The following is a 17,208-nucleotide window of genomic DNA, read 5'->3' as shown; positions in this document are numbered from 1 at the left end:
GTAAGCGTATTCGGAACCGTGTTCGGCATTTCCATGAAGGAGGTTATGCCTCCTGCAACCGCAGCCCTGCTTTCTGTAAAGATATCTGCTTTATGCGTCAAGCCGGGCTCCCGGAAATGTACCTGATCATCTATGCATCCTGGCAAAAGCTGTAAGCCTTCAGCATTAATAATCTGGTCTGCAGGGTCATTTATATGTTCAGCAATCTTTTCAATTATTCCATTTCTAATAAGGAGGTCACCCTTAAAAGATTTCCCTTCATTAACGATCGTTGCAGATTTGATAAGTATGGATGCCATATGGTTTTGATTTAGGTATGCTAATTTCGGAAATAAACGGGACAATGCCGCCCCTTAAACCTTACCTTTGCTCCATGTCATTATCTTTTGAAGACTTTAAGCTTAACCGCCAGATCCTGAATGCTGTTGCAGATGCGGGTTATACTTTGCCTACTCCAATTCAGGAAAAAGCCATCATGCCTATTTTGTCGGGTCAGGATATAATGGGAGTTGCACAAACCGGAACGGGTAAAACCGCGGCTTTTGTGCTTCCCATACTTATGAAACTTAAATATGCCCAGGGAAATGATGCCCGGGCTTTAATTATAGCACCTACGCGTGAGCTTGCGATGCAGATTGACGAGAATGTGCGCACCTTTGCGAAATACACTGACTTACGTACCGTGGTGCTCTACGGCGGATTGGGCCCAAAAACGCAAATCGCTGAACTAAAAAAAGGGGCCGATATTATTATTGCAACCCCCGGCCGTTTTCTCGACCTCTATTTAGCAGGGAACATCAATACCCAGTACATCAAGTTCATGGTTATGGACGAGGCAGATAAAATGATGGATATGGGATTTATAGGTTCAATCCACAGAATCCTTGAAGTGGTGCCGCGAAAGCGACAGAACCTGCTTTTTTCCGCAACGATGAGCGAGCTTGTCCATAAAATTTCAGGCGACTTCCTAAAACACCCTACCGTTATAGAAGTAGCCGCACAGGCAACACCGGCAGATACAGTAAGCCAGATTTTATACAAAGTTCCTAACCTTAAAACCAAACTGAACCTGCTTCAGCATCTGCTTAAAGATACAGAGGACTTTACCCGCCTGATTATATTTTGCAAAACAAAGACGGTCGCAGACAATATTTTTCACTTCCTTGAGCGTCGGTACGGAGCCGAGCAGGTTAGGGTTATTCATGCGAATAAAGGACAGAATACACGTATAAATTCTATCAACGCATTCAAAGAAGGGGATGTCAGGATTCTCGTAGCTACAGATGTGGCTTCCCGCGGACTTGACGTTAGCAATGTGAGCCATGTGATAAACTTCGATGTACCCATCATTATAGAGGATTATGTCCACAGAATCGGACGAACCGGCAGGGCTCTGCAAACAGGTGATGCAATTACTTTCTGCAGCCCTTCTGAAGAATATTACGTTCAAAAAATCGAAAAACTAATAAGACAACAAATCCCGGTAGCGGATATGCCTGAAGTTGTATTTATTGACGATACTCCGTACGAAGAGCGTCAGGATATTGCACGTGAAATAGATCTTCAAAAACGTCGCGATGACCCTGATTTTAAAGGGGCATTTCATGATAAAAAGGCCAAAAATTCAAAGGGTATAAAGCCGGCTGCTAAAGCGACTCCGGCAGCAAAAGTGAGAAACAATAAACCTGGTGGAGCTCGGAAAAGAAAGAGCGTGAAATTTGACGCTGTTCATAAAAAGGATAGAAAAAAGACATGAATTTGCGCTTAACACCGCTTAATATTGTGAGCTCTGTTCTTTTGGTTAGCATAGTATATCTGCTGTTGTTTCCCGACGAACCCGGCTGGCGTTACCTGGGGGCAATTTCTTTAGCGGCAATGCTGCTTGTTAGTTTTATCTCCGATTTATTGTTTCGAAGGCTAATCGTAGATCTAAAACGAATTTGGTTATTTGAACTACTATTTCTCATCTTTGTCGTGATTTTGATCCTGCTCATCAAAACCCAGTTTAACTAATGATTATCACAGGGCGAGAGTTCTGATACCACATTCCATATACATGAAAAAAGCTGAAATAAAACTTACAATAGATCTCGACGACCAGAACGTCCCTGAAAACATTCTTTGGGAATCAACGGACTCACAAAACAAAGAAGCATTGCCGGTTAAATCAATGATGCTTGCCTTATGGGATCATAATTACAAAAATTCGCTTCGGATAGACCTCTGGACGAAAGATATGCCGGTTGATGAGATGAAGCGCTTCTTTTATGAGACACTTCAAACCATGGGCGATAGCTTTTTGCGTGCTACCGGAGAAGAAGCTATTGTTGAAGATCTGCGGGATTATTGTGCTCATTTTGCTGAGAAGATGGAGCTTACAGAAGGAAATGCTCCTCATTCAGCATTAAAAGGATAATTTTCAGATGACCGCTAAAAATTATACGGGACTTTTGGGTGTTCTCCTGGTTATAGTGGGTGGAATGAGCCCCATGCTTAAGGTTCCCATTTTGGGAAACTGGAACTATTGGGATATTGATACGATTCTTGCTTCAATTGTTTACACTTTGTCTGCTATAGCACTTCTCGCCGCTGTTACTAAGAAACAAGGCTTATTGCGCTTATGCGGATGGATTTTGCTCTTGATGCTTATATTCACCCTCACTGCGGTCTATTTTAAAGCGAATGATTATTTTAGTTTTATTCCTTTGAAGAATCTTGCTGCCGCTGCGACAAGAATGATAAAATTTCAATGGATTGGCTGGGCTTTGATGTTCGGTGGTGCGCTTCTTATAATATTGTCTTCCGGAAGGGACAAGCTTATCCATCAAACTCAGAAAGTCCGGACATAGTTTTTGTAAATCAATAGATGACCCTTTTCCGCCAGATCAAATTCCTAATCCGTAAGGAAATCATGCTTGAATGGCGGTCCCGGTATGCACTAAATGGAATTTTGTTATATGTGGTTTCCACGGTATTTGTATGCTACCTATCCTTTAAGGAAATCAGTAACCCGCCGACATGGAATGCCCTTTTCTGGATTATAATGCTATTTGCTTCGGTGAATGCCATCACCAAAAGTTTTATGCAGGAAAGCCGGGGCAGACAGCTCTATTATTATACAATAACAGGACCCCATGCTATAATAATTTCAAAGATCATATACAATGTTTTCCTGATGCTGCTTCTTTCGATCATCGCCTTAGGATTCTATACCCTGGTCTTCAAGAACCCAGTAGGCGACCCTCTATTTTATATGCTTGCTGTGGTTCTGGGTAGTATAAGTTTTGCTTCCGTGTTTACAATGATATCAGGGATCGCATCCAAATCGGGCAATGGTGGTGCGCTGATGGCGATACTAAGCTTCCCGCTGATTATACCCTTACTCGTTGTACTGATTAAACTGTCTAAAAATGCTTTGGACGGCCTGGACAGATCGGTGTCATTTGACGAAATAGCGATTTTGCTGGCTATCAATGTTATCGTTATTACCACGTCCTTGTTGTTGTTTCCGTTTTTGTGGCGCGAGTAAATATCTTACATTTGCTCACCAATCTTATCATTATGAATAAAAGCTGGTGGAAAATTCTTGCCGTAGTACTGGTACTATTTTCGATCGTAGGCGGATTCTTATTCCATGTGCCTGCAAAACCTATTCTGAACGAATCGATCCGCAACATACATTTTCATGTACCGATGTGGTTTGCCATGATAATCATGCTTGCAGTATCGTTCGTTTATAGCATCAAATATTTAAATAAAGGTAATGAGTTTGATGACCTGATGGCCGTTGAAAGTGCAAACGTCGGTATTGTGTTTGGGATTTTGGGCTTAGTCACAGGTATGGTGTGGGCAAATTTCACCTGGGGAGAGCCCTGGAGCAATGATCCTAAACAAAACAGTTCAGCTATAGCCTTGTTGATTTACATGGCTTATCTGGTTCTGCGTAATTCGATGGAGGAGGAACAGAAAAGAGGGAAGATATCATCTGTATACAATGTTTTCGCCTTCCCCATAATGGTAGTGCTTCTATTTGTTCTGCCTCGGATGACAGATTCCTTACATCCCGGCAACGGAGGTAACCCGGGCTTCAATACAAAAGATATGGCCCCTGAGTTAAGGCCTGTATTTTATCCTGCTGTTTTGGGCTGGATTCTTATAGCAACATGGATAACAACTTTGAGGTATAGGATGCGGAAGCAGGAAAACCTGATCAGTTGACAATGGACAGTTGACGGTTGACTCGTTCAAAAAAAATGGATTAATAAATAATGATTGTATCTGTAAAAGCATCCCCAACTAATCTTGATACTTGAAACCTGATACTTGATACTTTTAAAAACATGAAAAAACTTCTTTTACTCATCTCACTTCTTTCTGTGTCGTTCGCATTGTTTGCACAAGAGTCCGGCGGTGTAGAAATGGCAACTGAACTTCGGAGCTCTGGGAAAATCTATGTTGTAGTGTCCGTTTTGGTCGTAATATTCATTGGACTGGCATTTTATTTGTTCTCCATGGATAACAGATTAAAAAAAATCGAGAAGCTGCAGAAGTAGAAAACCTGCCTTTAAAATCTTTCTGTTAAGTTTTTTGAATTCGGTTTTGAAATGTATTTCATACACTAAGTAAATTTACTTTTTGGTATCAATAAATTTCTTCCAACTTTGCACTAAACCAATTATATATAATTTATTTACAGTATGGCTAAGTCTATAGACGCAGCGCATTCCGAAACATCATTTTTTGGAGACGTCTGCCAGTTTTTTGATCACGCAGCGCAGTTTACTTCACATCCCGAGGGATTGCTGGATCAGATAAGATCATGTAACAGTGTGTATCGTTTCCGTTTCCCTATTCGCAGAGGAAATGGATTTGAGGTAATTGATGCATGGCGTGTGGAACACTCTCATCACAAATCACCAACGAAAGGTGGGATTCGTTATAGTGAAATGGTGAATGAAGATGAGGTTATGGCACTTGCTGCCCTCATGACCTATAAATGTGCGATTGTAAACGTTCCTTTTGGGGGCGCAAAAGGGGGGATCAAGATCAACCCTAAGGAATATACCGTTGCTGAGCTTGAGAACATCACCCGCCGTTACACGGTTGAATTGATAAAGAAGAATTTTATCGGCCCAGGAATAGATGTTCCTGCTCCTGATTATGGTTCCGGAGAGCGTGAAATGAGTTGGATCGCTGATACTTATCAAACCATGAATCCGGGACAGCTTGACGCCTTAGGTTGTGTAACCGGTAAACCGCTTGCACTGCATGGCATAGCAGGTCGTAAGGAAGCAACTGGCCGTGGCGTAGCAATTTCCATCCGCGAATGTGTTGACGTTGCGGAAGATATGCAGAAGCTTGGATTATCAGCAGGATTGTCAGGTAAAAGGGTGATCGTACAGGGAATGGGTAATGTGGGTTATTACACCATTAAATATCTAACTGAATTCGGGGCAACTATTGTTGGCATTTGTGAATTCGAAGGTGCGATTTATAGTTCAGCAGGTTTTGACCTTGACGAAGTATTCAATCACCGTAAATCCACAGGTTCCATTTTGGGCTTCTCTAAGTCACAGAAAGAATTTGCCAATTCAGCTGAAGGGCTTGAGCAGGAGTGTGATATATTAGTTCCGGCGGCTTTAGAGAACCAGATTACCGAACAGAATGTGGCTAATATTAAAGCTAAAATTATCGCCGAGGCTGCCAATGGCCCAACTACTCCTGATGCCGCGTCTGCGCTTATTGAGAGGGGTTGCATACTTATTCCTGATATGTATTGCAATGCTGGTGGTGTTACGGTATCCTATTTCGAATGGTTGAAAAATCTTTCGCATGTAGCTTTCGGACGTATGGACAAACGCTATGAGGAGAACGCTAACCTTAATCTTGTTAATACCATAGAGAAATCTACCGGTGTTACTCTTGATGCGGCTCAAAGAAGCATGATCATTAAGGGTGCCTCTGAGCTTGAATTGGTTAATTCCGGTCTGGAAGACACCATGATCCGCTCATATCACGAGATCCGCGAAATCAAGCTGGAGAACTCCCGTATTGACAGTTTACGGACTGCTGCCTTTGTTAGTTCTATTAATAAAGTAGCTGTGTCATATATGAATATGGGTATCTGGCCATAACATAGAATCAAGTATCAAGTATCAAGACCTATGGTAATTAAGGGTGAAATGCCCAATTATCTAACCATAAGTCTTGATACTTGATACTTGTGTCTTGATACTCTATTTAGAATGATTCTAATATAGAAACAATCCTGTTAGAATTACTTCAAAAGTTTAGCTTTTAGTACTTTTGTAATGGCATTAGCCGTTTAAGGTTCTAATATTCCTAAACATGAAAAAAAGTTCAATAGCAGGTCTTCTCATTATAGCAATAGCTATTGGCGTTATCATAAGCACATACGCAGATTCCAGTACTTACGGCTCCTTCAGTGACGCGCGTGAAACGGAGTCAGAATTGCATGTTGTGGGCCAGCTGAATAAAGAAAAAGAGCTTTTCTACCAACCCACCCAAGATGCAAACTACTTTTCTTTTTACCTCAAAGATAATGAGGGTAAAGAATGCAAAGTAGTTTTCAGTGGCTCCAAGCCACAGGATTTTGAGCGTTCCGAACAAATCGTCCTTACGGGAAAGATGATCGGCAATGAATTTCATGCTTCGAAAATCCTGATGAAGTGCCCATCTAAATATACTAAAGACGAGGTGGAAGTTACAGAAGTGACTGCCACAACCGCAAAAATCTAAATCTTAATGGACATACAATTTATTGGAGAAAACCTTCTTCCTGGTAAACTAGGTCAATTCTTCATCATTCTATCGTTCTGCTCAGCTTTGCTGGCAACGGTAAGTTATTACTTTGCTACGGTTAGCTCACATGGTGATGACTTTCGAAAGCAATCAGTACTGGGGTGGCAGAAAATTGCCCGTACGGCTTTCGGCCTTAACTTAGTTTCAGTTGTCGGAATTGGTTCCTGCTTGTTTTACATCATCTACAACCACCTTTTCGAGTATCATTATGCCTGGGCACACTCATCAAAGACTCTTCCAGTCTACTACATAATCTCTTCTTTCTGGGAAGGGCAGGAGGGTAGTTTCTGGTTGTGGACCTTCTGGCAAGGTGTTTTAGGCGCTGTTGTTGTCTTAAAGGGTAAGTCATGGGAGAATTCGGTAATGACTACCGTTATGTTGTCTCAGGCATTTATCGCGTCCATGCTTGTTGGCGTAGAACTTTTCGGGCAAAGGATTGGAAGTTCCCCGTTTATTTTACTTCGCGATGCAGTTCCCGGACCCATCTTCGCTCGTGCGGACTATCTTACCCTAATCACAGACGGAAACGGATTAAATCCATTGCTGCAAAATTATTGGATGGTGATACATCCGCCTACTTTGTTTTTAGGATTTGCTTCAATGATCATTCCATTTGCTTATGCTATTGGAGGACTGTGGGAGAAACGTTATAGCGAATGGATTAAACCAGCTTTGCCGTGGTCTCTTTTTGCGGTAATGATTCTTGGAACAGGTATTATAATGGGCTCTTTCTGGGCGTATGAAGCACTTAACTTCGGCGGCTTTTGGGCATGGGATCCGGTTGAAAATGCCTCAATAATTCCCTGGTTAACACTTATTGCAGCGGTTCACGTCTTAATAGCTTATAAAAATTCCGGACATTCTTATTTTACGGCCACATTTTTAGTGCTGATAAGCTTTGTTTTGGTATTGTACGCTTCGTTTTTAACCCGTAGCGGGATATTAGGCGAAACGTCTGTTCACGCGTTTACTGATCTGGGTATGTTCTGGCATCTGGTAGCTTACGTTTTAGTTTTTCTAATATTAATGATTGTGTTCCTTGTTATCCGATGGAAGGAAATGCCGATCACGAAAAAAGACGAAGAAACCTATTCCCGGGAATTCTGGTTGTTTATCGGAGCCCTTGTTTTGTCGGTTGCTTGTATCCAAATACTTGCAACTACTTCAGTTCCGGTATTCAATGCGATATTCGGTACTGAAATCGCACCGCCACCAAACGTTATTCAGCACTATAATAAATGGCAGGTTCCTTTTGCGGTAGTGGTTGCATTTATCTCTGCCTTCTCACAATACCTGAAATACAAAAAAACTGATCCTAAGAAATTTTTTATAAGCATCGCTATTTCACTGATCCTGGCGCTTTTTATAACGGCTGCGGCGGTTTATATCACAAAAGTGTATACCAATTTTATGTACATCATCCTGACTTATGCGGCAGTATTTTCCATTCTGGCTAACGCAAAGATTCTGGGGGATGCATTTAAAGGAAAATGGAGGCTTGCAGGCTCCGCGGTGGCACACATTGGGTTTGCTTTTCTCCTTATTGGTGCTTTGATTGCAGCGGCTACTAACAAGGTGATTTCTGTTAATAACAGCGGCATTGGCTTTGGTGATGAATTCGCTAAAAGTAATAATCCGCGCGAAAACATCATCCTCTATAAAGATGAGCCAGTTAAGATGGACAGATACACGGTGACCTATAAAGGCGATTCGACTGAGGGAGTAAATACCTACTACCGGATTAATTACCAGGTTATTGACACTGCGAGCAGTAAGGTCAAAGAGAATTTTGATTTGTTTCCCAATGCTCAGCAAAATGCAAAAATGCGGCAGATCATCGCTTCTCCCGATACCCGTCATTACTTATTCCACGATATTTACACTCACGTTAGTAGTGTGCCTTTAAAAGAGGAAGACCACGAAGATCACGAAGGTCACTCTGATGATGAAAGCTATGAAAAGCCGGTTAACCACGAAATTAATGTCGGCGATACTGTGCGTTTCCGCGAAGGGTTTATCACCGTAAAGGGGATTAACCGGGACGCTAAAATTCAAAACATACCGGTTTCAGGGCAGGATATAGCAATTGGGATGCAGCTCGAAATCAATTCAAATGGCAAAATTTATAATTCTGAGCCTGTCTATCTTTTAAAAGACGGGTCTAAGTTTGATTTCGGTAAAACAGTAGATGAAGTCGGTTTGAAATTACGGTTCACAAATGTTTTCCCGGACAAGGATAAACTTGAGCTGATGGTTTATCAAAAGCCAAAGGCGGAGAAAAGCTGGGTCGTTTTGAAGGCGATTGAGTTTCCGTATATAAACTTTTTCTGGGGTGGGACAATTATCATGGTGGTTGGCTTTATTCTTTCAATTTTCAGAAGAAATAAGGAATTAAAAACGTCCTGATGAATATTGTTTTACTAGGAAGTGGCAAAGTTGCCACCCATTTAGGACGTGCCTTCAAGATGGCCGGGCAAACCATCGTGCAGGTTTGGAGTCGCAATATTGAACATGCAAATGAGCTGGCCGATACGGTGGCTTCCGAAGCGATCTCAGATATTGCTGATATTAACCGAAATGCTGATCTCTATATTATCGCAGTAAAAGATAGTGCAATCAGAGACTTAGCTTTAACACTTGGTCTTGACGATAAATTAATCGTTCATACGTCTGGTTCAACTTCGATTCAAGCATTGGAAGGCGTTTCCTCCCACATCGGTGTTTTTTATCCTTTGCAGACTTTTTCGAAAAACAGAGCAGTAGACTTTCGTCAGATTCCTATAGCTATTGAAGCTACCAATCCGGAAGATCTTACAGCTATACGTGCCATTGCTGATCGGCTGTCAGAAAAAGTTACAGAATTGAGCTCGGCGCAGCGTAAGGCATTACATGTCGCTGCAGTATTTGCATGCAATTTCACTAATCATCTCATGGCGATTTCTCAGGACTTGCTTAAAGCCGAGAATTTAGATTTCGATCTCATCAGGCCCCTTATTGCCGAAACGGCTGAAAAGGTTCAATTAAACGATCCTGAAGCCGTTCAGACTGGCCCGGCGGTTCGTGAAGAAAACGAGATCATTCTTTCCCACCTCGAGGCGCTGAAGGAAAGACCTGATCTGCAGGAGCTTTATAGACTGCTAAGTCAGAGCATAGTCAATTTGCACAAGCAATCACGGGGCTAATTTTAAATTGTTATTTTTGCCCCAATGAACATTTTTAAGATAAAAATTAATTTTGAGGAAGCTGGAAAACCTTCTGTTGAACTGCCAATTGCCGAGGGTGAATCTGTTCTCGACGTATGCCTAGACAATGGAATAGAACTCCAGCACAATTGCGGCGGAGTTTGCGGATGCAGTACCTGCCACGTTTATGTGAATAAGGGCATGGATAGTGTGGAAGAAATATCAGATAAAGAAGAAGATTTTATTGACCGGGCAGTAAACCCAAGAATCACTTCTCGTTTAGGCTGCCAGTGTGTGATCATTGAAGGTGATATTGAAGTTACCCTGCCGGATCAAAACCAATTTTTAGGACATTAATAATACCGGAACGTAAATATATGGCTAACGAACAATTTGAGCTTCCAATTCATTGGAATGATTACGAAGATATAGCAATGGGACTTTACGAAAAGTTCGGTGACGAATTTGGCGAGTCCAAAATCTATAGAATCCGTTTTACGGAACTATTGGATTGGGTATTAAGTCTCCCGAACTTTGCCGGCACCCGTGAAGAAAGCAGCGAAGGTCATCTCGAGCAAATTCAATCGGCCTGGGTATACGAATGGCGCGATAACCAGGACTAAGCTTAGTTAGGAGCTTCGTCACGTAAGTATTCCTTTAAAACTGTCAACCTTCCACTCTCAACTCTAGACTTTGTTCCTCGAAAAAATAAAACATATCAAAGCTTTTATACTCGATGTAGACGGTGTTCTGACCGACGGAACTGTTTTGGTAACAGAGACAGGTGAGCAGCACAGGAGATTTAGTATAAAGGACGGCTACGCTTTGCAGCTCGCTGTTAAACGTGGGTATCAGGTGATCGTACTTTCAGGTGGCCGGTCCAAAGGCATTGAACTTCGCTTGAAAGGACTGGGAATTTCTGAAGTTTATCTGGGACTGGATTCAAAAGTCGAGACTTATCATAATTTTCTGAAAAACAGCGGTTGCTCAACCGAACAAGTATTATATATGGGCGATGATATACCTGATCTTCAAGTGATAAAGCTTGCAGGTCTGGCTGTTTGCCCGGCCGACGCTGTTGAGGAGATAAAATCTATTTGCGATTATATTTCACCGAAAAAGGGTGGAGATGGTTGTGTAAGAGATGTAATTGAAAAAGTTTTGAAAATACAGGGTAACTGGTTTGACGAAAGTCCCTCAGCCCACGATGGAAGTCTGAATTAATTCCGTTCCATATATTAAACCATTTCGTATATATCCTATCAAATATGGAAACCCAAACGAAATGAAGAAATTAATTATCGCACTAGGCTTAATATTATGTACTGCTAGCTTTGCTAAAGCGCAAGGCGGCCGTCAAATGGGAACTCCTGCTGAACGTGCAGAGCGCTCAATTACACGGTTGGAGCCCTTAAATCTGACACCTGAACAGAAAACTAAATTGACTGAAGTATTTCTATCTCAGGGAAAATCGATCGATAGTTTAAGAGCAGCTAACGGAGGAGGAGGATTTGAAGGAATGCGGGAGAAAATGGCACCAATCCAGGCTGAGATAACTAAAAGAGTTATGGCTCTATTAAATGATGAGCAGAAAAAGTCTTACGAAGCCTTGCTCGCTGAGCAGAGGGCCCGAATGAACAACTAATTTTGCGACTCATTGTAAGTATTAAAGCGGCCAATGGTCGCTTTTCTTATTTTTGGGAAAAATTCCATACATGACTGATCATTTTCCCCCTATAATATTAGCATCAAAATCACCTCGGAGGCAAGAGCTTCTCAACCTCATGGGAATCGACTTCCGGGTAGTTCTGAAAGATGTCGATGAAACATATCCGGAAGGGTTAACAGCTTCAGAAACTGCTTTGTATATTTCAGAAAAAAAGGCAAAGGCTTTCGATGAGTTTATAAGCGATGAAATTGTAATCACTGCAGATACGATTGTTGTTATTAATGGCGAAATTCTTGGAAAACCTGAGAGTAACGATCACGCCCTGGAAATTCTTTCTACTCTTTCGGGTAAAATGCATGAAGTTATTACAGCCGTAACCTTGCTTAAGAATAGCCACATCCATAGCTTCTATGAAGTTTCGAAGGTATACTTTAAACCAATAACTGAAGAGCAAATTCGCCATTATATAAAGATCGGAAACCCCATGGACAAAGCGGGTGCTTATGGGATTCAAGAGTGGATTGGACTTATCGCTATTGATAGGATCGATGGCTCTTATACTAATGTTGTTGGACTTCCCACACATAGACTGTATCAGGAATTGTGCAGTTTCATTAAACTGGATTTAACCAAATAATCTTATAAGCAGTTTCAAGGATGGTTTTAGGTTGTAGTACGGATTTTGCTATATAATTTTATGGTTCTTTCAGATAAACGCGAGACAGGGTCGATCCCTAAATGGGGATTATATCTCTTCCCAGTTCTAACGGTAATTTTCGTAGCATTTTACTTTATAAATGAAGACTTTTACCGATCTATTATTAAAGAAGATAGCGTTGTTGAATGGTTGACTTTCGCGTTTTTGATTGCGGCGGGTGTTGTTTCGACTATGGTGGCTTTAAAAATCTGGAACAAGCATAAATATCTACACTGGTTCTTTATTTTGTTTTCGGCGTTTAACGTCCTGGCAGGACTGGAAGAAATAAGCTGGGGACAAAGGGTCTTTGAAATTGAAACTACCGGGGTTTTTCAGAAATATAGCGATCAGAATGAAGTAAACCTGCACAATACTTTTCAGGGCATTTTTAAGATAAAAACCAAACATATCGCCTTGATCGTGTTATTTATTTACGGAGTTATCCTTCCAGGGATCATGCAAAAAAAGAAAATAAAATTCCAGAAAATGCCTTTGAGGCAGTTCATTATACCACCAATGTTTCTCAGGAGAGGGTTTGCCATAGCATCGATATTAATGCTCGACTTTCAAACTGGCCATGAAGAAGAAGTCGGGGAATTCTTTTTTAGTATCTGTTTTTTTATCATGATGCTTTGGAACCTGGAATTATCGAAAATTGATGTTTTTAAAGAGGAGGTTTATATGCCTGTTCCAAACAGCAAACCTTCTTTGAGCGAGTAAGTAGAAAGTTTAATAGTATCCACGTTAGATAATTCAATAATATACTTTGCCAATATTGTTGATACAACAATCATATCTACACGAACGGGAACTAGGTTTTCCATCCTTTCTCGCTGTTGATGTGTACTCTTAATCATTATCCTGGCTATCCGTTCAAACGATTCCAGATAAATTTCTTGTTCTGGTTTTTCGAAGGAAGGTTTAAATTCCAGATCCTGCATTTCTGCAAAAGTTTCGAATGAGCCCGCGGAGCCTATCAAAAGTTTAGGTTTAAAGCGGCTCAGTTGGTCACTGAAATCCGCCAAGGTTTCATCCAGATAACTTATTATTTCCGAAACCTCAGCATCCGAAATCGGATCATGCCGATGAAATCGCGACATTAGCCTTGCTGCACCAATTGGATAGCTTTTTTGCCAGAAGATTTGGTGCTTATCGCAAATTATTAGTTCCACGCTTCCACCGCCTATATCAACAATTAGGCTCATATCCTCCATATTGATAGCAGCCTTTACCCCGAGGTAAATAAGTTCGGCCTCTCGGTCTCCATCGATAACTTCTAGTGCTAAACCAGTTGCGGCATGTACTTTATCGATGAAATCAAGTCCATTAGCAGCACTTCTTATAGCCGATGTTGCCGCACTTTTGACTATAACCGCATGGTACTCGTCAATGCGTTCTTTAAAGATCTTTAAAGCAGTGATTCCCCGGGCAAAAGCGACTTCTGAAATAGTGCCTTCCTCTATCCCTCCTTCTCCCAGCTTTACCGCAATAGTTTCCTGGTAAACCATCGTCGGTTTCTTGCCTCCTGTTACATCAGCAATCAATAGATGAAATGTGTTTGTTCCCAGATCTAATACCGCAACTCTCATCTAAGCACTATCCCTTATACATAAACCATTTGCCCAGCTCTTTGAAGCTTACTTTTTTCCCATACATAAGTATGCCTATCCTGTAGATCCGCGATGCTACCCAGGTGGTAAAAATAAAACCGCCAATGAGAAGTGCAACAGAAAGGCCTAATTCCCATAACGGTACGCCAAAGGGTAGTCTCACCATCATCGCAATGGGAGACGTAAAAGGAATTATGCTTAACCAGAACGACAAGGAGCTGTCTGGGTTATTAACTATGAAACTAAACGACATGATATAGGTAAAGAGAAGAGGGAGCGTTATCGGCAGCATAAACTGTTGGGTTTCTGTATCACTGTCGACTGCAGAACCAACTGCAGCGAATAGGGCACTGTAAAGCATGTATCCTCCAAAGAAAAATATGATAAAGGCTGGGAGGATGTAATTCCATTCAACCGTTTGGATAGCTTTAACAATATCCGTCCCCGGCCCTGATTGAGCTGCAGCAGATTGTTGTGCTACGGGCATTTCAGACTTAACTGCCTCCATTTTATCCTTGAATATAACATTGGTAGCAACCGTCATTAAGGTACCGGATAAAATTATCCAGAGTAGAAACTGGGTTAAACCTACCAATCCTATACCTATTATTTTACCCATCATTAGCTGAAAAGGTCTCACAGATGAAATTACCACTTCAACTATCCGGCTGGTTTTTTCTTCGATTATCCCTCTCATCACCTGTATGCCGTAAATAAAAAGCGACATGTAGATTAATATTGCAGCGGCGAAACCAACTGCCATAGCGGCGCCTGAACTACTATCTTTTTCACCCTCTAAGGTCAATTCTTTGGAAACAACTTCGAGATCCGGCTTAATATTATCAAGAGTAGCCGCATCGATTCCGGCATCAGCCAACATTTTATTCCGGATTTGATCGTTAAGCTGATTTTCAATCGTGGTGACAACAGAAAGTCCGGCCTTTTTTTGTGAAAATAATTCCAGTTTGCCCCCTGTGGCTATATCCTTGGGTACGTACAATAAAAATGCACTGTCATCTTCAATGACACGCTGTTTAGCCTTGTCAAGAGTTTCTGTAGAGGTATGAAATTTTACAGTTTTCTTGTCTTCTAATCCGCTTTTTAGTATCCCGCTGTCGTCAATCACCTCGATGGTAGGGATATTATCGCCACCACTTAATGATAAGGCTATAACTAAAGCATACATCCCGATAATAAGCAAGGGAACGAGGAAAGTCATCAAAAGGAATGATTTCTTTTTTACCCTGCTGAGATACTCTCTTTGTATAATAAGTAAGGTTTTGTTCATGTTTTTAATTCTTTACGTTCTGTATAAATATGTCGTTCATACTTGGAATTACTTCCATGAATTCGTTAACCTGTACCTGAGGTATGAAAAAGTTTAGTACATCGTTCGCAGAGTATTTCTCCTGAACTTTTACTGTTAAATGTGTAAGGTCATCATCAGACTTTTGTTCGACAATGCTGAACATTTCATTGTTCGAAGCATTAAACTGCCCCGAGAATCCGATTCGGTAAGTATGGCTGCGGTATAAATTTTTAATGTCTTTTACCTTTCCGTCCAGTATCTTCTTCGATTTATGAATAAGTGCGATGCTATCGCATAATTGCTCGACCGATTCCATGCGGTGGGTAGAAAAAATAATCGTCGCCCCTTTGCGGTTTAACTCTAAAATTTCATTGGTGATTACCTGAGCATTTACAGGGTCAAATCCGGAGAATGGTTCATCCAGAATGATCAATTCAGGATCATGTACTACAGTAGCAATAAATTGGACTTTCTGCTGCATACCCTTACTAAGGTCTTCAACTTTTTTATTCCACCAGCTTTCGATCTCCATCTTTTCGAACCAATATTTAATTCGCTTGGTTGCATCTGCTTTGCTCATTCCCTTTAATTGAGCGAGGTAAAGCATTTGTTCGCCAATCTCCATCTTTTTGTATAAGCCGCGTTCTTCCGGCAGGTAGCCGATTATTGAAATATGTGAAGGATTCAATTTTTCTCCTTTAAGAAAAACTTCCCCGCTATCGGGAGCGGTTATTTGGTTAATAATCCGGATTAGAGATGTTTTTCCGGCGCCGTTCGGTCCCAGCAATCCAAACACACTGCCTTTTTCAACTTCTATTGATACATTCTCCAGGGCACGGTGATTGGCATATTGCTTAACAATATTTCTTATACTCAGCATTTCGATGGTTTATAATATAATGACCGTTAGATAGGTGTAATATGATTTCGTTACACGTATTTATGGTAATAGTTGGACGTAAACAATTAATTGCCTGAGGAAGAAAGATATCAGGTTTTCGATTTCTTAGTATTTGAACCTCCGAAAAAATTCTTAACAGCTAATAACATTTTTGGTTCGCCGCTCTTTTCTTTCCCAATAAGAAAACCATAAGGTTTTAAAGGCTTGATGTGATCACAAATTATTTTAATGATTCCAATCATAGGGATTGCCAGTATCAGCCCCGCTATCCCCCAGACAAGTTCCATAAAGACCAAGACTAAAATGGTAAAGAGAGGGTTTATATTTACTTCGGAGCCGACAACAAGAGGCTCGAGTATATAGGTTTGGAGAAATTGGACCACCAGATAAGTACCGATAACTGCCATGATCATATTAGTATCTCCACCCTGTGAGATCACCATTAAAACAGTTAAGAAATTACCCACAAGGTTACCGATGAATGGTATGATTTCAAGAATACCACAAAGAACAGCGAAGAACAGCGCATTTTCGACCCCGGCCACGCTAAAGCCGATGCCGTAGAGGATCCATAGCATACCGATCATCATTCCCATCCCCGAGATATACTTCTGAGCCATCTTGCCGGAATCCCGAATGATTTGCTCGGTTTCTTTTGATTCCCCCGTAGGGACTAACATAAGAACGAATTTCTTCAAATGGGCTCTTGAGGATAGAAATAGAAAAAGATATACGATCACCAGGATGGAATCTACTAAAATGCCCATAAGTATGCTTAAGACCGTTCCTCCTTTGTTTCCGCTCCCACCGGAACTGGATTCAGCCTGCTTGTCTATAAACTCCTTCTGTTTTTCAGGCGTAATACCGACATTTTTTGCGATATACTCTTTTATGTTACTTCCAATCTTACTTAACCGGTCCCCGATCTGCGAAAGATCATTAGAGATATCTGAAGCCTGCCAGGAAAACAATGCGACTATACCAGCAATCCCTAACAAGAACAGTAGAACGCACAGAA

Annotated in this window: 21 protein-coding genes and 1 pseudogene; 17 read left to right on the top strand and 5 right to left on the bottom strand. The window is 41.2% G+C overall.

Annotated features, from left to right (window positions below):
• Positions 1–299, bottom strand: a pseudogene (locus WBJ10_RS14145) (dihydroorotase); the annotation flags it as partial.
• A 74-nt stretch (positions 300–373) separates the two neighbouring features.
• On the opposite strand from WBJ10_RS14145, the gene WBJ10_RS14140 reads away from it, so the two are divergent.
• The 17 genes from WBJ10_RS14140 to WBJ10_RS14060 all read left to right on the top strand — a co-directional run bounded on the left by WBJ10_RS14140 (position 374) and on the right by WBJ10_RS14060 (position 13,090).
• Positions 374–1,756 carry a DEAD/DEAH box helicase gene (locus WBJ10_RS14140; protein ID WP_424291398.1) on the top strand — a complete coding sequence of 461 codons (1,383 nt, stop codon included), beginning with the start codon at positions 374–376 and terminating at the stop codon, positions 1,754–1,756.
• Positions 1,753–2,013, top strand: coding sequence for a hypothetical protein (locus WBJ10_RS14135; protein ID WP_424291396.1), 261 nt, complete (start codon positions 1,753–1,755; stop codon positions 2,011–2,013). The genes WBJ10_RS14140 and WBJ10_RS14135 overlap by 4 nt, the downstream gene beginning before the upstream one ends.
• Positions 2,014–2,056: 43 nt before the next feature.
• The gene (gldC, locus tag WBJ10_RS14130) at positions 2,057–2,416 is read left to right on the top strand and encodes a gliding motility protein GldC (RefSeq protein ID WP_424291394.1); all 360 of its coding nucleotides are present in this window, start codon (positions 2,057–2,059) and stop codon (positions 2,414–2,416) included.
• A gap of 7 nt (positions 2,417–2,423) precedes the next feature.
• Positions 2,424–2,849, top strand: coding sequence for a hypothetical protein (locus WBJ10_RS14125; protein ID WP_424291392.1), 426 nt, complete (start codon positions 2,424–2,426; stop codon positions 2,847–2,849).
• A gap of 17 nt (positions 2,850–2,866) precedes the next feature.
• A complete protein-coding gene (locus WBJ10_RS14120) occupies positions 2,867–3,529 on the top strand; it encodes a heme exporter protein CcmB (RefSeq protein ID WP_424291390.1) in 663 nt (220 codons plus the stop codon).
• 32 nt (positions 3,530–3,561) lie between these two features.
• Positions 3,562–4,218: a cytochrome c biogenesis protein CcsA gene (gene ccsA, locus WBJ10_RS14115; RefSeq protein ID WP_424291388.1), complete on the top strand. Its 657-nt coding sequence runs from the start codon at positions 3,562–3,564 to the stop codon at positions 4,216–4,218.
• 122 nt (positions 4,219–4,340) lie between these two features.
• A complete protein-coding gene (locus WBJ10_RS14110; RefSeq protein WP_424291386.1) occupies positions 4,341–4,553 on the top strand; it encodes a CcmD family protein in 213 nt (70 codons plus the stop codon).
• A 144-nt stretch (positions 4,554–4,697) separates the two neighbouring features.
• Positions 4,698–6,134, top strand: coding sequence for a Glu/Leu/Phe/Val family dehydrogenase (locus WBJ10_RS14105; RefSeq protein WP_424291384.1), 1,437 nt, complete (start codon positions 4,698–4,700; stop codon positions 6,132–6,134).
• A gap of 214 nt (positions 6,135–6,348) precedes the next feature.
• A complete protein-coding gene (locus WBJ10_RS14100; RefSeq protein ID WP_424291382.1) occupies positions 6,349–6,759 on the top strand; it encodes a cytochrome c maturation protein CcmE in 411 nt (136 codons plus the stop codon).
• A 6-nt stretch (positions 6,760–6,765) separates the two neighbouring features.
• Entirely contained in the window at positions 6,766–9,228 is a 2,463-nt protein-coding gene (locus tag WBJ10_RS14095) for a heme lyase CcmF/NrfE family subunit (protein WP_424291380.1), read from the top strand.
• Positions 9,228–10,004 carry a Rossmann-like and DUF2520 domain-containing protein gene (locus WBJ10_RS14090; protein WP_424291378.1) on the top strand — a complete coding sequence of 259 codons (777 nt, stop codon included), beginning with the start codon at positions 9,228–9,230 and terminating at the stop codon, positions 10,002–10,004. The genes WBJ10_RS14095 and WBJ10_RS14090 overlap by 1 nt, the downstream gene beginning before the upstream one ends.
• 24 nt (positions 10,005–10,028) lie before the next feature.
• Positions 10,029–10,361: a 2Fe-2S iron-sulfur cluster-binding protein gene (locus WBJ10_RS14085; RefSeq protein WP_424291376.1), complete on the top strand. Its 333-nt coding sequence runs from the start codon at positions 10,029–10,031 to the stop codon at positions 10,359–10,361.
• Positions 10,362–10,381: 20 nt separating this feature from the next.
• Positions 10,382–10,627 (top strand): Fe-S cluster assembly protein IscX, encoded by a 246-nt coding sequence (gene iscX / locus WBJ10_RS14080; RefSeq protein ID WP_424291374.1) that lies wholly within the window; start codon positions 10,382–10,384, stop codon positions 10,625–10,627.
• Positions 10,628–10,697: 70 nt separating this feature from the next.
• On the top strand, positions 10,698–11,228 hold the full coding sequence (locus WBJ10_RS14075) for a KdsC family phosphatase (protein WP_424291372.1): 531 nt from the start codon (positions 10,698–10,700) through the stop codon (positions 11,226–11,228).
• Between the two features lie 61 nt (positions 11,229–11,289).
• Entirely contained in the window at positions 11,290–11,649 is a 360-nt protein-coding gene (locus WBJ10_RS14070) for a hypothetical protein (RefSeq protein ID WP_424291370.1), read from the top strand.
• Between the two features lie 70 nt (positions 11,650–11,719).
• Positions 11,720–12,310, top strand: coding sequence for a Maf family protein (locus WBJ10_RS14065; protein ID WP_424291368.1), 591 nt, complete (start codon positions 11,720–11,722; stop codon positions 12,308–12,310).
• Positions 12,311–12,370: 60 nt separating this feature from the next.
• On the top strand, positions 12,371–13,090 hold the full coding sequence (locus WBJ10_RS14060) for a hypothetical protein (RefSeq protein ID WP_424291366.1): 720 nt from the start codon (positions 12,371–12,373) through the stop codon (positions 13,088–13,090).
• Here the strand turns inward: WBJ10_RS14060 and WBJ10_RS14055 are convergent.
• The 4 genes from WBJ10_RS14055 to WBJ10_RS14040 form a co-directional block, all read right to left on the bottom strand.
• Positions 13,048–13,959 (bottom strand): exopolyphosphatase, encoded by a 912-nt coding sequence (locus WBJ10_RS14055; protein WP_424291364.1) that lies wholly within the window; start codon positions 13,957–13,959, stop codon positions 13,048–13,050. The two genes, WBJ10_RS14060 and WBJ10_RS14055, sit on opposite strands and share 43 nt — an antisense overlap.
• 7 nt (positions 13,960–13,966) lie before the next feature.
• Positions 13,967–15,268 (bottom strand): ABC transporter permease, encoded by a 1,302-nt coding sequence (locus WBJ10_RS14050; RefSeq protein ID WP_424291362.1) that lies wholly within the window; start codon positions 15,266–15,268, stop codon positions 13,967–13,969.
• 4 nt (positions 15,269–15,272) lie between these two features.
• Positions 15,273–16,169, bottom strand: coding sequence for an ABC transporter ATP-binding protein (locus WBJ10_RS14045; RefSeq protein ID WP_424291360.1), 897 nt, complete (start codon positions 16,167–16,169; stop codon positions 15,273–15,275).
• Between the two features lie 110 nt (positions 16,170–16,279).
• Positions 16,280–17,208 (bottom strand): AI-2E family transporter (locus WBJ10_RS14040; protein WP_424291358.1); only part of this gene is annotated, 929 nt, incomplete at its 5' end.

Origin of the sequence: Daejeonella sp., from assembly GCF_049655485.1 — a bacterium.
Classification (GTDB): domain Bacteria; phylum Bacteroidota; class Bacteroidia; order Sphingobacteriales; family Sphingobacteriaceae; genus Daejeonella.
Note: the sequence above shows the minus strand (reverse complement) of the source record. Positions and strands in the feature narration are given on the sequence as shown.